At 54.4% G+C, this 13713-nt stretch carries 11 protein-coding genes; 9 read left to right on the top strand and 2 right to left on the bottom strand.

The window, feature by feature from the left end; genetic code table 11:
• The first annotated feature begins 454 nt into the window (after window positions 1–454).
• A complete protein-coding gene (locus tag AC27VQ_RS21830; protein WP_488717948.1) occupies window positions 455–1162 on the top strand; it encodes a GntR family transcriptional regulator in 708 nt (235 codons plus the stop codon).
• 499 nt (window positions 1163–1661) lie between these two features.
• On the opposite strand, the gene AC27VQ_RS21825 is transcribed toward AC27VQ_RS21830, so the two are convergent.
• Window positions 1662–2858, bottom strand: coding sequence for an ABC transporter substrate-binding protein (locus AC27VQ_RS21825; RefSeq protein ID WP_488717947.1), 1197 nt, complete (start codon window positions 2856–2858; stop codon window positions 1662–1664).
• Window positions 2859–2982: 124 nt separating this feature from the next.
• Window positions 2983–3912, bottom strand: a complete 930-nt coding sequence (locus AC27VQ_RS21820) for a cyclase family protein (RefSeq protein WP_488717946.1) — start codon at window positions 3910–3912, stop codon at window positions 2983–2985.
• Between the two features lie 541 nt (window positions 3913–4453).
• Between AC27VQ_RS21820 and AC27VQ_RS21815 the strand changes: the two genes are divergently transcribed.
• From AC27VQ_RS21815 to AC27VQ_RS21780, 8 genes are all read left to right on the top strand, one after another.
• Window positions 4454–5389, top strand: coding sequence for an acetaldehyde dehydrogenase (acetylating) (locus AC27VQ_RS21815; RefSeq protein ID WP_488717908.1), 936 nt, complete (start codon window positions 4454–4456; stop codon window positions 5387–5389).
• Window positions 5390–5394: 5 nt separating this feature from the next.
• Window positions 5395–6414, top strand: coding sequence for a 4-hydroxy-2-oxovalerate aldolase (gene dmpG, locus AC27VQ_RS21810; protein WP_488717945.1), 1020 nt, complete (start codon window positions 5395–5397; stop codon window positions 6412–6414).
• Window positions 6415–6437: 23 nt separating this feature from the next.
• Complete coding sequence (locus AC27VQ_RS21805; protein ID WP_488717999.1) at window positions 6438–6689, top strand: GntR family transcriptional regulator; 252 nt, start codon at window positions 6438–6440, stop codon at window positions 6687–6689.
• 894 nt (window positions 6690–7583) lie between these two features.
• On the top strand, window positions 7584–8606 hold the full coding sequence (locus AC27VQ_RS21800; protein ID WP_488717944.1) for an Ldh family oxidoreductase: 1023 nt from the start codon (window positions 7584–7586) through the stop codon (window positions 8604–8606).
• Between the two features lie 2 nt (window positions 8607–8608).
• Window positions 8609–9820 carry an iron-containing alcohol dehydrogenase gene (locus AC27VQ_RS21795; protein ID WP_488717943.1) on the top strand — a complete coding sequence of 404 codons (1212 nt, stop codon included), beginning with the start codon at window positions 8609–8611 and terminating at the stop codon, window positions 9818–9820.
• Between the two features lie 30 nt (window positions 9821–9850).
• Window positions 9851–11296: an NAD-dependent succinate-semialdehyde dehydrogenase gene (locus tag AC27VQ_RS21790; RefSeq protein WP_488717942.1), complete on the top strand. Its 1446-nt coding sequence runs from the start codon at window positions 9851–9853 to the stop codon at window positions 11294–11296.
• A gap of 269 nt (window positions 11297–11565) precedes the next feature.
• The gene (locus AC27VQ_RS21785; RefSeq protein WP_488717941.1) at window positions 11566–11991 is read left to right on the top strand and encodes a DUF2000 family protein; all 426 of its coding nucleotides are present in this window, start codon (window positions 11566–11568) and stop codon (window positions 11989–11991) included.
• Between the two features lie 873 nt (window positions 11992–12864).
• On the top strand, window positions 12865–13662 hold the full coding sequence (locus AC27VQ_RS21780; RefSeq protein WP_488717940.1) for a helix-turn-helix domain-containing protein: 798 nt from the start codon (window positions 12865–12867) through the stop codon (window positions 13660–13662).
• The last annotated feature ends 51 nt before the right edge of the window (window positions 13663–13713 follow it).

Here is a 13713-nt window from a genome sequence, read left to right as displayed (position 1 = left end):
GCCAGCGTTCCAATGCAAGTGTGCTAGGTGCACTAAAGCGCCATGAAATCGGAGGCCAAGAGCAACAGAGAATGAAGGATGAGCATCTTAGTAAGCGGACGAAACACTTCTCTGAGGACGACGGCAAGTGCAGCAAGTAGTCATCTTCCGCAACGGACCTGGCCATAACGAGAAGTGAAACCGCAATCCATTTGTCAACAATCGGAGATTGATTAACCCGCAACCTTGCTGAACATTCTCTGATCACTTGAACAATCTTAAGTTCGATCTAAGCCCAAACTCTTTCGCAGGCAGAAGTAAATGTCGCGTAAGGCAGCTTCGACAGAAGCTACCGGCCGCAGTGACGGCCCTGCAAATGAGGCTGGCACAAAACGTAACACTCGTCGTAGACACTAAGTGTGTATATCAAGGCACGACCTGAGATCGTCGCCGACTAAAAGGACTTTGGATATTAATGGCTGCTTTCAACCGGCAGGGACGAGCCGCAGAGCCTGATACTACTATGGGCGCGGACGGAAAAGCAGGGCAGCTACGAAGCACCCCTTCAGAGCGCCCGACGCGAGAACGCGTTTACGAGTATGTTCGCCGAGCTATTCTCACTGGGGAATTCTCTGGCGGTGCCTTTATCGAAGAGGAGGAAATCGCGCGACGTATAGGCGTTTCACGCACCCCAATCCGAGAGGCCTTCCACATGTTGAAGGCAGAGAGGTACATCGATCTTGTCCCACGAAAAGGAGCCTTGGTCAGACAGGCGAGTGTACAAGAACTTCAGGGCTTGTTCGAAGCTCGAATGCTAATAGAAGGAGGCGTTCTGGAAATTATCTGCCGTGAACGTATTCCAGTCCCGCCGGTTATGGGCGAACTCATCGAAAAAATGCGGCGAATGAAAACTGCCTTATCTCAAGACGATCAATTAGAGTTCATCGCGCTAGATTGGCAGTTACATTGCGCAATAATTGAAATGAGCGGGAATGAAGTACTTGTGGACGCTTATAGATCAATGAGATCAAGATATGATCGGGTAGTCCGCACAATAGAAATGTCTTCGGGCCAACTCGAGAAAGTTTACGATGAGCATGTCCGTATTTTGGGACTTTTACAAATCTACGACCTGGACGGATTGAAGGAAACTCTCCAGATGCATCTTTCGGTTTCTCAGTAATTGTGCGGCGTCCTGACTAGTTCGATATCACCTATATGGTTATTTTTTACTATCGCAAACTGCGTGGCCGAACTTGGTAGCGGAGACTTATTGAAAGTGGCTAACCAAAAACCCGAATGCGTGCGGTGAGATGAGTGGATTGCGACGTAGCCACAGCGCTTTGTTGATCATCTCGTGTGGGTGGATAGAGTTTCGGATCAACTCGTGATCCATGGCACCAATTGAAGTGGTGTAGCTGCGCATCTCCACTGTTCCGTTCGCCAACATAGGGCTTTCGAAACTCCGAATGATCTCGATCTCAAGGGATCGAGCGATAGCCGTGCTTTACGAGGTGATGTTTTCGCAGTTCACTAAGGCTGGACATCACACAGCGGACCGAAGCCAAATATTATATCATAGCATCAAGTCGAGGCCGAAATCGCCTGACTTTAAGGTAACTCGTCTTACACCGATGTAGAGACCGAGAAGGTGCCCGACACAGCCGGGCACCTGCACGTACTTACTGCATCTTTTGCACGAATTCGTAGCCGCCAGCGCCAACCTTGTAGAGACCATAGCTACCAGGAACGTCACCATCCTTATCGAAGTCTAGGCTACCCGATGCTCCCTGATAATCTATGTCCTTACCGGCCTTGATAAGCTCCTTCGCCTTCTTCCACTCACTCGCTGAAACAAGCTCTCCTTTTCCATCGGAGATCGAGCGCAGTGACGTCGAAAGCTTCGACTTGTCGCCCTTAGCATGTTCAATCGCCAACGCCACCATGAATACCGCATCATAGGCGTTTGTCACCGAGAAAGCAGTCGGATCGCCGCCTGCCTTCTTGAATTCCTCATTGAACCACTTCAGGGAATCCGACTCCTCTCCGATTGGTGAGGACACAAGGAAATTCGCAAGATTGTCGGCGCCGATGACCTTAATCAATGCAGGGTCTCGCATGCCTTCGCCACCGTAGATATGCTCAAAGAACCCATTCTCGATTGTCTCACGCATGACCGTCAAGCCAGACGTTGCACCGTAATCAATCAGGAGCATCGTATCGGCACCACCCTTAGCGAGTTCGGCTAGGTCCGACCGATATGAAGGCTTGTTCTCTTCGTGAGCAGCATAACCAGCGATTTCGCCGCCCTTCGCTTCGTATTCGGCCTTGAAGGATTCGGCAAACCCCTTACCATAGTCGTTGTTGAGATAGGAAACAGCGATCTTCTTGACATTGCGCTCAAGCAGCGTGCGGGCCAAGACTGCGCCCTGGTAGGAATCCGACGCCATTGTTCGAAACACAGTATCATTGTCTTTGAGTGCTGTGATGGCGGGAGACGTAGCGTTGGGCGACACGAGGAGCACGCCGGCTGGGATCGCGACCTGGTTGGCAGCAGCGATCGTCGCGCCTGAGCACCAAGGCCCAATCAGAGCGATCACCCCGGATACATTCACAAGTTTTCCTGCCGCGTCTGCGCCGATCTGCGGGCTGCAACCATCGTCGGCAATCACACCTACGAGCTTCTCGCCATCGAGGATTCCACCCTGATCGTTGATTTGTTTAACGGTGAACTCATAGGACTTCATGATCTCCGGCGCGAGAGCCGCAGTACCGCCGGTGATCCCACCGAGCAAGCCAATTTTCTGGTCCGCGAGCGCGGGCGTGCTCAACGCTGAAGCGCCGAGGAGGATCGAAGCAAGTGCGAGATATTTTTTCATACCATTTTCCATTTTTGTTCCCCATTGGGTGTTGGTTTGAAATTCCGATTAATTGTCGTTGAGAGCCGTCTTCCTTTCATCGGCTTGCTTAGAAATGAAGCCACACTGTCGTAACGGATCCGTGCTATTCGCGAACACGCGTTCCGGCGGCGTCCGACCACTTGAGTGGCTTGTCAAACTTGGGCAGCGGCGCTTCCGGGATTTCGCCAACCGATACGCCATATTTCCAGTCGGAAGGGCAAATGCCCACATAACGCGCGTAACCGCCAACGCCACCTTTGAATTTCGGAAATCCGATCGCAACCAAGCAACCGGTCTCCTTGACCTTATCGAGATTGTTCAATCCTTCGGCCTGTGCATAGCCGTTGTGCATCAGCCAGTATTCGCCTTCCAGCGTCGGTGTGCCGTCGGTGTCAAGAGGCTCGTGGCCGTGAAAGAGGATCTTGCGCTGAAGATGTAGGAACTTTAGGGCGTCGAGGCCTACGCCAGGAAAAGGTCGCTTTTTAGCAAGATCCGGATCGGACCAGCCTGCAGACCAACCAGAGCGAATAAAGACGACTGAACCCTCAGGGATCTTGCCGTGAGTCTTTTCGAACGCCTCAACGTCCGCCACCTGCAAGTGGTATCCGGCATCTTTGGCCACTTGAGGTTCTATATTGATAACGACGAGCGGACGTAGCGTGTAAGTTGCAGGAAGTTCGTCAATACCTGGATACTCCGGCGCCCAATGCGCGGGAGGATCCAGCTGCGTTCCGAGCTGGTCTGTAGGAAGAAAATATGATGTTCCTTCAAATCCTTGCTTTTCGAAAGTGAAGACGTCACCTTTCTTGGAATAGCCTTCGACATCAACCGCGGATTTAGTCTGGGCAAAAGTGGGCGTTCCGAAGCCGATCCAAACCGGCATTTTCGGCGTTATGACGTGCGAGAGTTCAATGTACTTCGCGCTCTTTAGGCTTTGGTCGTAAACCTGCCACAACCCCTTGTCTTCAGCCACTACGACTGAGGAAGCACCAAGAGAGAAAGCGGCAAGGCAAAGTGAGGTCTTTAGTTTCATTTCTGTTCCCCCTCAATTTTGCGTTGACGAGATGACATGACGTCATCCAACGACGCTGGACGATACATGACGAGGCGGATCGTGATATTTTTCACCAGTGCCCAATTTTTCACAGGAAGGACGAAAACAAGGGAACTGAACAGGATGACCAACGACCGCGTCCACCGCTAACATTCCATCAGTCGATTAGTACGCACGCGAACAGTGCCGACCGCAAAACTCTCAAGCGGCTAAACACCACATTAATCCTGTGACAAGCCCGATCTCGCAGCGCATAACCGGCCTACGATCATGTTTTGCCGCACCACAGTTGATAGATAGAAAATCTGGCGCCCGGTCGGCTCGTAGCGCTGGCAGTAAGTCGGAGCACGGTGTTCCGATGATTGCATGCCGCTTCACACCGCCGGCCTCAACAGTCAGCTTCCGCAGCATCAGTCAGTGGCAGTTTACTGGTATAATTGGCTCTATGCAGGAAGCACGAAGGCCCTCTGCTCGGTAGGATCTCATCAGGCTGAACTTCATCCTGATTGAGAGATTCTAAATGCCCAAGATCAAAACCGCCATCATCGGTTCCGGCAATATCGGTACCGATCTCATGATTAAGATCATGCGCAACTCCGATCGCCTTGAGATGGCGGCACTTGTTGGAGTTGATCCGAATTCCGAGGGGCTCGCGCGCGCCGCGCGCCTCAAGGTCGCGACAACGCACGAAGGAATTGACGGGCTCGTACAGATGCCTGAGTTTAAAGACATTCAGATTATTTTTGATGCTACCTCGGCTGGTGCTCACAAGCGTCACAACGAGATTCTCCAGCAGCACGGCAAGCAAGTCGTCGACCTTACGCCGGCCGCCATCGGTCCCTACATCGTCCCTACTGTCAACCTGGACAACTACCTTTCCGCGCAGAACGTGAACATGGTCACGTGCGGCGGGCAGGCGACCATTCCGGTCGTGGCCGCAGTCAGCCAGATCGCAAAAGTTCACTACGCCGAAATCGTTGCCTCGATCGCTTCAAAGTCGGCGGGTCCGGGAACGCGTGCCAATGTCGACGAGTTCACGGAAACGACAGCTCGGGCCCTGGAAACAGTTGGCGGCGCCGCACGTGGCAAGGCTGTCATCATTCTCAATCCGGCCGAGCCGCCGTTGATGATGCGCGACACGGTGCAGTGCCTGTGCGATTTTGCCGACGAGGACGCGATCAAGGCATCCATCAACGACATGATCGCTTCGGTCCAGAGCTTTGTTCCCGGTTACCACCTCAAGCAAGACATCCAGATCCAGCGGATCGGAGACAATGCTCCGCTGCAAATGCCAGGCCTGGAAAAGCCTTTCACCGGCTTGCGAGTGACCGTCTTCCTCGAAGTCGAAGGTGCAGCCCACTACCTTCCGGCTTATGCGGGTAACCTCGACATTATGACCTCTGCAGCGCTCCGGACAGCCGAGCGTCTGGCCGAACTGCGCAACTGGACGGAATAATCGACATGACAAAACTATACATTTCCGACGTAACGCTCCGTGACGGCATGCATGCCATTGGCCACCGTTACGACCTGGGTCATATCCGTGAGATCGGTGCGGCACTTGACGAAGCTGGCGTCGATGGCATTGAAGTGGGTCACGGCGACGGCCTCGAAGGATCGAGCCTCTCCTACGGCTTCAGCCGGCATACCGACGTCGAGTACATCAAAGAAGCAGCCAAGGTCGTAAAGCGCGCGAAACTAACTACCGTGCTTCTCCCAGGCATCGGTACCATCGAAGACATGAAGCATGCTCGTGATGCTGGAATCCAGTCAATCCGCATCTCGACCCACAGCACCGAAGCCGACGTTTCCGCACAGCATATCGCGGCTGGCAAGGAGATGGGTCTGGAGGTCTGGGGCTTCTTGATGATGTCTTCTGCGTGCGCGCCTGAGCAACTCGCTATTCAGGCCGCCAAGATGGAGAGCTATGGTGCCGATGGCGTTATCGTCGCCGATTCCGCAGGAACGATGACGATGAAAGCGATCGAGGATCGCTTCAAGGCGCTCCATGGCACCTTGAGCCCCACGATGGACCGTGGCATCCACGCGCACGAGAACCTGTCTCTTTCGGTGGCCAACTCGGTGACAGCAGTACTGAACGGCGCGCGGCGCGTCGATGCGTCTCTCGCCGGTATGGGTGCCGGTGCAGGCAACACGCCCCTCGAGCCATTCATCGCCGTCGCGAACCTGTATGGATGGGAGCATAACTGCGACCTGTTCAAGCTTCAGGATGCAGCGGACGATCTCGTTCGACCGATCCAGGATCGCCCGGTGCGCGTCGACCGCCAGACGCTGACGCTCGGTTACGCCGGTGTATACTCAAGCTTCCTTCGTCACGCTGAACGGATTGCAGGCGAATTCAACATCGATGCACGGCAAATTCTTGTCGAGATCGGCAAGCGCGGACTTATCGGCGGTCAGGAAGACATGATCGTCGACGTCGCACTCGACATCGTTCGCAAAACCGAAAAGATAAATTAACAGCGCCGGCTAGCGAAAAAAATCTGGTTGCTCTTCGACACCGCGAAGAGCAACCCTCTGCTACCAACAACAATGACTATTCGAGTCTTCCTCTCGGCAGCCATCCGTCACTCGGAGAAGAGGTTTACGAGGCATTGCTGAGACAGTTGATAACTCTCAGGTTACCGCCAAGTGGCAAACTATCCATCTGTTCAGTTGTTCATAATCTTGTGGTCTCACAAACTCCGATCCGAGCGACGCTCATTAAGCTAGAAGTAGAAAGGTTGGTGGTTTGAAAGCATGATACTGGCTTTAGCGCTGCCCCAATCCCCACAGGCGAGCGGTTTCGTCCCATCTGAGACTTACTGATGTTACTACACCCCGCTGCCGCCATCGAAACCCAGAGGCTATCTTATGCGCACCGCAATCGCTTGCATCATATCAGCGAAGAGTCGGGCGCCCCGTTTGGCGAATAATGAAAATCGACGTATGGGAAATTCGCCGTTATGGATGCCAAGGCCTATGAAATCATTGCGAAATCGTCTGGCATCGAGTCGATCGTTGAATAGCTGAGGCGACTCACCACGTACGTGCCTCTTTTCCGGTTACGCTATCTTCAACACTAGCGGTCGTGGCCTTCGAGGAGCATCTCGCGATCATCGACGCTATGTGTGAGGCAGCAGCGTCGGATGCCATCCGCACTCAAGTACAATCACAGCATACGCTTATGAAGCCTCTCCGTTCGGTGCGCAGTTTACACGGCACCATTTAGAGAGGCAGTAGCGGGGTCCAGGAATTGTCCTGGACATTGTGACAACGGCATGAGCGCAGCAATCCGTCGGCCATACTTGGGATGGCGCCCGGAAGCGGGGACTCGATTGCAGGCCACATCCCGCTATGCGCTCACACGCTCTTAACGTCGTATTCGCCAATCGGTCACCGTAATCTTTGCGCCTTGAAAGTTTAATCGAGCATTCTTGCCACCAAGGATCTTATGGTGTAGTCATAATATCGTATCGGAAATATTATAATAAATGCACTTCGGTTTCCGCATGCCGTTCGCTAGCGAGCAACGTGTCCGTGGATCGCAACAAGAAAGACCGCTCTGAAGGGCACGACATCGACGCAAACCATCTCCGCTCGTTTCGCTGTAGCTGAGATCGCAAGCGTTTCATTGAAAGGGAGTGACCATGCCTCATATCGAAGAGATAAAGTCAACTGCACTCAAGGCGCTGACCACCGCGGGGGTATCGCGCGAAAACGCTGAGATCCAATTGTCTCTACTTTTGGAAGCGGAGTTGCGCGGTGTTGCATCTCATGGTCTCTTGCGCCTGCCGCGCGTCATTGAACGAATTCAGAACGGGGCAACTGATCCGTCGATCAGCGCCATTTACAACTGGCGTGCAACAGCGTTGCTTGAGGTCGACGGGCGACAGGGTCTCGGGCCTGTCGTTGCCAGGAAGGCTCTCGACAAGATTTGCGAACGTGCCTCCGAGACAGGTGTTGCGTCGGCGATGATCCGCAATTGCGATCATCTTGGCATGCTCGCGTGGTATGCAGAATATGTGGCGAAACGTGGCCAGATCCTGATCGCCCTCACGGTTAGCGAGGCGCTCGTACATCCATGGGGAGGCCGACAAGCCATGCTTGGGACCAATCCAATCGCCATCGGCATACCTACGGATTCCGATCCTTTTGTATTCGATATGGCAACTAGCCTAGTGTCGATGGGCAAGGTTCACGACCACGCCAATCGCGGCGTTCCGATCCCGATGGGCTGGGCGCTTGATGCTGAAGGTAATGCCACCACTGATGCCACGGCCGCCAAAAGCGGCGCAATCGCACCTTTTGGCGGCGCGAAGGGGTATGGCCTTGGTCTGGCCTTTGAGCTTTTGGTTACCAGTCTGACAGGTGCCGCCATAGGCACCGCGGTTAAAGGCACGCTCGACTCGACCATGCCTTGCAACAAAGGTGACGTTTTCATCGTGATCGAACCGTATTCAGGTATCGGACCGGTGATTTCCCAATTCATGGATGACTTGCGCAACTCACCCGCAATCGATCCGGCCGTGCCCGTAAGAATTCCCGGTGATCGCGCGAGATTGACCCGTGGTCAACGGGTCATTGAGGAGATTCAGCTGCCAGCAGAGATCTGGAGCAAGATACAACAATATGCAGGACCGACCAACCGGTCAGAAAGAATGGGAGAATGATCATGAGGCCTGATTACGGCGTCACCCGCGCGCCCTCGCGCTTGATATTTGGAGCAGGTCAACGCAGAGCCCTCGGCCGGGCAACCGCTGATCTGGGCAAGCGTGCCTTGATCTGCACGGATGTACGTTTTGCGCAGCTGGAGGTCATGAGGGAAATCATTAATGACCTTGAAGCACATGGCGTCGAGGCCCGTGTTTTCGATGGCACCGAAGCCGAACTGCCTTTGGCCAGCATCCTTGACTGCGTGGCCCGCTATCGCGATTTCGATCCAGAAGTCGTAATCGGCCTCGGCGGCGGTAGCTGCATGGACTTGGCCAAGCTGGTGAGCCTGTCCTTCGCTCATCCCGGCCCCCTCTCCACCTACTACGGCGAGTTCAAGGTCCCCGGTCCCGTGCGTCCCATTATCGCCGTCCCAACCACGTCGGGAACCGGCTCGGAGGCAACACCCGTCGCGGTTCTTGCCGATCCGGAAAGAACCATGAAGGTCGGGATATCCAGCCCTTCGCTGATCCCGCATACCGCAATCTGCGATCCAGAACTGACACTGAGCTGCCCCAAGGGTCTCACCGCAATCTCTGGCGCAGACGCGTTATCACATGCCATTGAATCGTTTGCTGCAGTAGCGCGCACAGCCGACCCGCAGATGGCCATGACTCGAGTTTTTGTCGGGAAAAACACGCTCAGCGATCACTATGCGCTCACTGCAATCAAATTGATTTTCGCCCATCTTGAACGAGCCGTCGAACATGCCGATGATCTCGCCGCACGTTCGCACATCATGCTCGGCTCGACATATGCTGGTCTTGCCTTTGGCAGCGGCGGAACGGGCGCTGCTCACGCCATCCAATATCCCGTGGGTGCGGAAACTCATACGGCTCATGGGCTGGGCATTGGGATTCTTCTGCCTTACACCATGGATTTCAACAAAACCGCCGCTTTGGCTGATTATGCCGAGATCGGCCGAGCAATTGGTGTTGCCTCTTTGGGGGATTCCGACGAGACGGCTTGCGACGCTGCAATTGTCGCGGTCCGCACACTTTTTGCAAAGATCGGTATCCCGTCCAGCTTGAAGCATATCGATATCCGTGAAGAGCGACTTGACGCAATCTCGGAACTTTCCATGAACGCAGCGCGGTTAGTGGAAAACAATCCTGCTACCCTTTCCCCGACAGCAATCCGTTCCATCCTCGTCAACGCCTTAAAGGGCGCTTAACGTTCTGCCGATACCTATAAGAGGTTTAAGATGACCGACATTTCGTATGTTCCAACCGAGCTTTTCATCGCTGGCAAATGGCGGAAAAGCAGCCGCGAAAACCGAATTGATGTACTCAATCCATCAACCGGCCAAGCGATTGCAGCCGTTGCAGATGCCAGTATCGAGGATGCGATTGACGCCGTCAACGCAGCGAGCGAAGCTGCAAAGAGCTGGGCTGCAACCCCCGCACGCAAGCGCTCTGAGATACTGCGCAAATGCTTCGAGCTCATGACACGCGATGCCGAACAATTGGCAGAGCTGATCTCGTTGGAAAACGGCAAGGCGCTAAGGGACGCACGCGGCGAGATTGCTTACGCAGCTGAGTTCTTCCGTTGGTTTGCAGAGGAGGCTGTGCGCATCAACGGCGATCTTTCTACCGCCCCGTCAGGCGCAAACCGCATCCTGGTCCAATACCAACCTATTGGCGTGTCGCTGATGATCACGCCATGGAACTTTCCGGCTGCGATGGCCACCCGCAAGATCGCACCCGCTCTCGCGGCGGGTTGCACATGCGTTCTGAAGCCCGCAACGGAGACGCCATTGACGGCCTATGCCGTTGCCAAAATCCTCGCGGAAGCCGGCGTGCCGGATGGTGTCGTTAATGTCATCACTAGCTCGACAACATCTAAGATCGTCAATGCGATGCTGGAGGATCCGAGAGTCCGTAAGCTTTCCTTCACCGGGTCAACAGAAGTGGGCCGTGTCCTTCTGCGCAAGGCGGCGGACCAGATCATTCATTGCTCAATGGAACTCGGTGGCAACGCGCCGTTTGTCGTCTTCGATGACGCTGATCTCGACAAGGCGGTAGAGGGCGCTATGGTTGCGAAAATGCGCAACGGCGGCGAGGCTTGCACTGCGGCGAACAGGATTTACGTCCAGCGCGGTGTTGCTGATGAGTTTGCCTCGCGTCTCGCTCAGCGCATGTCGGTGATGAAGGTTGGCCACGGCGTCCTCGCCGATACCGATTGCGGACCGCTGGTAAATGCTGCTGCCGTTGCAAAGGTATCGGAACTGGTCGATGAGGCGATCGCCAAGGGAGCCAATGTTCTTTGCGGCGCGAAGCGCGGTGAGGGCGAAGGCTACTTCTACCCGCCTACAGTCCTGACGAATGTATCTGCCGACTCCGCGATGGCTAAGGAAGAGATCTTCGGGCCGGTCGCCCCCATTTATGTCTTCGATACGGAAGAAGAAGCCATCGAACGCGCCAACGACACTGAATATGGGCTCGTTGCATATGTCTACACACGCGATCTCGCTCGTGGCCTGCGCGTCTCTGAAGGCATCGAGGCCGGCATGCTGGCGCTCAATCGCGGTCTTGTCTCTGATCCTGCCGCTCCGTTCGGCGGTGTCAAACAGAGCGGTCTCGGCCGTGAAGGCGCTCATCATGGGATGCTTGAATTCATGGAAGCAAAGTATATCGCCACCGACTGGTAGAAGCCGACTATTCCCACCATATACCTGGCGATTTTCGTCTGTACATCGCCACTAGACTATCGTTCGAATATGAGCAACCCGGCCTCTTTTCTGGAGCCGGGTTGCCATCTCTAAGCCAAATGTATCACCGTCACTGTGGCCAATATACCTTCCACGGTCTGGAGCAGGCGCTCGCCGCAGGCGACACTGGTTCCTGACGTTGTCATTTCGGAAAGTAACATTGGCTAACGCGAAATCGCATCGACGGGTTATCTGGTTGAGGGACGCAAATGAGCATTTTAAATGAGAATTACAGGTTCGTCTGCGTAATCAATCGCAACATCCAAACGTCGGTAATGCTTGTTGCACTTGCGGAAACTATGACAGGGTTGGTCAGTGATCTGACCAACATCTCGCTCAAACTAGTCCATTTCGAGAATGAAGCACAAGACTTCTTAGCACGAATGTCGTCATGGCCGACAGCGATACTACAGACAGCCAGCAGTGTTGAGCTTGAAACGTTGCGCCGGGCCGCTGATGACATTCTGGTCCCCAACAACGCGTTCGTGTCAACGATGACAGGGGGCTCACTCGAGGAGCGGGTTCAAAACACTCGGAGCACCGTAGAACCTGTTGAATACTGGGTTGTAGCGCTGTTCGGGTCCGAAAGAACTCTGCAGAGGTTGACCGAGAACTGCTCGACCTACTCGGATTAGTCGCCGCCAATGTGTTATTCTGTTCGCAAGCGTTTATTCCGGAAAAGCCAGCTAAACCTAGTGCGGTTCACGACTGAAAGCAAGGGAGACTGTGCTAATACCTTAATACTCGCGGAGCACAACGAAAGCTCCGGGGAACCCATCGGTCAAACTATAGGAAAGAGCTGCTTTAAAGGTTCATGGAGCGCTATGTCTAACTGTGAGCGAGTTCCCGGCGACCGCGCGCCACCGCCCATCCGTGCTTTAAAACCGATCCGTGGCCACACTCGCAAGCAGCCTAACAAACATAACCTAAACGGCGGACGGTGCAGCTGGGACACATATTTTGCCGAAGCGGGCAGACAAATGCGCTCGCGCCGGCTATTTTGGGTTGCGTTACGCTTCATCATTTGCCGTTATGGTGGCTCTTGCGGCCGTCGGAATTTCAAACGGGTAGGCACGTCGCTCGCAGCCGCCCACTCAACTGCAGACTGCAGAGCGCATCCAGATGTGATGCTTCCGCGCATGAAATTCGCCAATCAACACAATCGCACAAAGCACGACCAACGCTGGTTGAGCGACAGTCGACATCACATATACTGTACTTACAGTCATGCCCTCACGAGTACGGTTGGGGGCCGTGCCCGTATTCACTATGACGGCAACGCACTCTCAACAGCATCGAACCAGTTTGATATTGCGTATTCTTCCGCACGTGCAGTAGAATTCATCATCGAAAGATTGCCTCAGCTGTAAGACACTGGTCTTCGACGCGCACTAGGACGACATCCCATGACGGCTACGTGGAGAGACTACTCGGACTTTTATAGAGGGTCAGGCTATGCAACCTTCCCTCAAGAACACCGAAAGTCGCTAGGGCGGCTCGGATTCCGAATGATTCAGGTCGATCAAGGACCTCACAGTTTCATCGACCCGATGTTGCCAGAGACAATCCTTACGCTTCCTCTCGCAGTCGAAGAACATTGCAGTTGGAGTTGGACGATGGGTGACACTCGACACCGCCAGAAGGCAGAGGTCGGTCAAATGCTAGTCGTCCCCTCCGACATTGAGAGCGTCTGGGAGGTGGACGGGAGTAGAAAGCTGCTGGCACTGGTAGTGCCTAACGAGACGATAAGATCTATCCTCGGTCCGTCCTGTCCATCAAAAATTAGCAGTGCCTTCGAGAAGCTCTCGCTTAATACTTGGTCAGACCCATTCATCGAGGCGATGATGACGCGTCTTTGGGATACCGCTGCCGGCAAGGAAGCCGCAGACGTTTTTTTGGCTGACGGTATAATTATTTCCATTCTTTCCCAGTTGCTTATTAAGGCGGGCACGAACCTTGATGGCAACACATCAGTCGCTCTCCCACAATGGCGTCTGAAGCGCGTTAAGGCCTTCGTCGACGCGAATTTGGGGCGCGAACTCAATTTAGATGAACTCGCTGATGCCGCCGGGCTCAGCAGACGTCATTTTGCTCGCAGTTTCCATGAGGAAATTGGTGAAACTCCACATCGCTGGCTGATGCAACGACGCCTTGATCGGGCCAAGGAGCTACTTGCGGGCACCGACGCCCCGCTTTGCGAGGTAGCGGATGTCTGCGGGTTCTCCAGTCAGAGTCATCTGACCACAGCGCTGAAACATGCAACTGGCATGACGCCCCACAAGTGGCGGCAGCATTTCCGCCAATAGGCGCGGCTTTCATCGAGGATGCACGCCATCGTCCGGTGGCGGGCCAAACTT

It is taken from the genome of Shinella sp. 20P9.1.1, assembly GCF_057798995.1.
This window is presented reverse-complemented; position numbering and strand designations above follow the sequence as displayed.

Coding starts and splice junctions, on each gene's coding strand:
- AC27VQ_RS21790 (WP_488717942.1), top strand. CDS start 9,851: ATGACCGACATTTCGTATGTTCCAACCGAGCTTTTCATCGCTGGCAAA.
- AC27VQ_RS21780 (WP_488717940.1), top strand. CDS start 12,865: ATGATTCAGGTCGATCAAGGACCTCACAGTTTCATCGACCCGATGTTG.
- dmpG (WP_488717945.1), top strand. CDS start 5,395: ATGACAAAACTATACATTTCCGACGTAACGCTCCGTGACGGCATGCAT.
- AC27VQ_RS21785 (WP_488717941.1), top strand. CDS start 11,566: ATGAGCATTTTAAATGAGAATTACAGGTTCGTCTGCGTAATCAATCGC.
- AC27VQ_RS21795 (WP_488717943.1), top strand. CDS start 8,609: ATGAGGCCTGATTACGGCGTCACCCGCGCGCCCTCGCGCTTGATATTT.
- AC27VQ_RS21830 (WP_488717948.1), top strand. CDS start 455: ATGGCTGCTTTCAACCGGCAGGGACGAGCCGCAGAGCCTGATACTACT.
- AC27VQ_RS21825 (WP_488717947.1), bottom strand. CDS start 2,858: ATGAAAAAATATCTCGCACTTGCTTCGATCCTCCTCGGCGCTTCAGCG.
- AC27VQ_RS21815 (WP_488717908.1), top strand. CDS start 4,454: ATGCCCAAGATCAAAACCGCCATCATCGGTTCCGGCAATATCGGTACC.
- AC27VQ_RS21800 (WP_488717944.1), top strand. CDS start 7,584: ATGCCTCATATCGAAGAGATAAAGTCAACTGCACTCAAGGCGCTGACC.
- AC27VQ_RS21820 (WP_488717946.1), bottom strand. CDS start 3,912: ATGAAACTAAAGACCTCACTTTGCCTTGCCGCTTTCTCTCTTGGTGCT.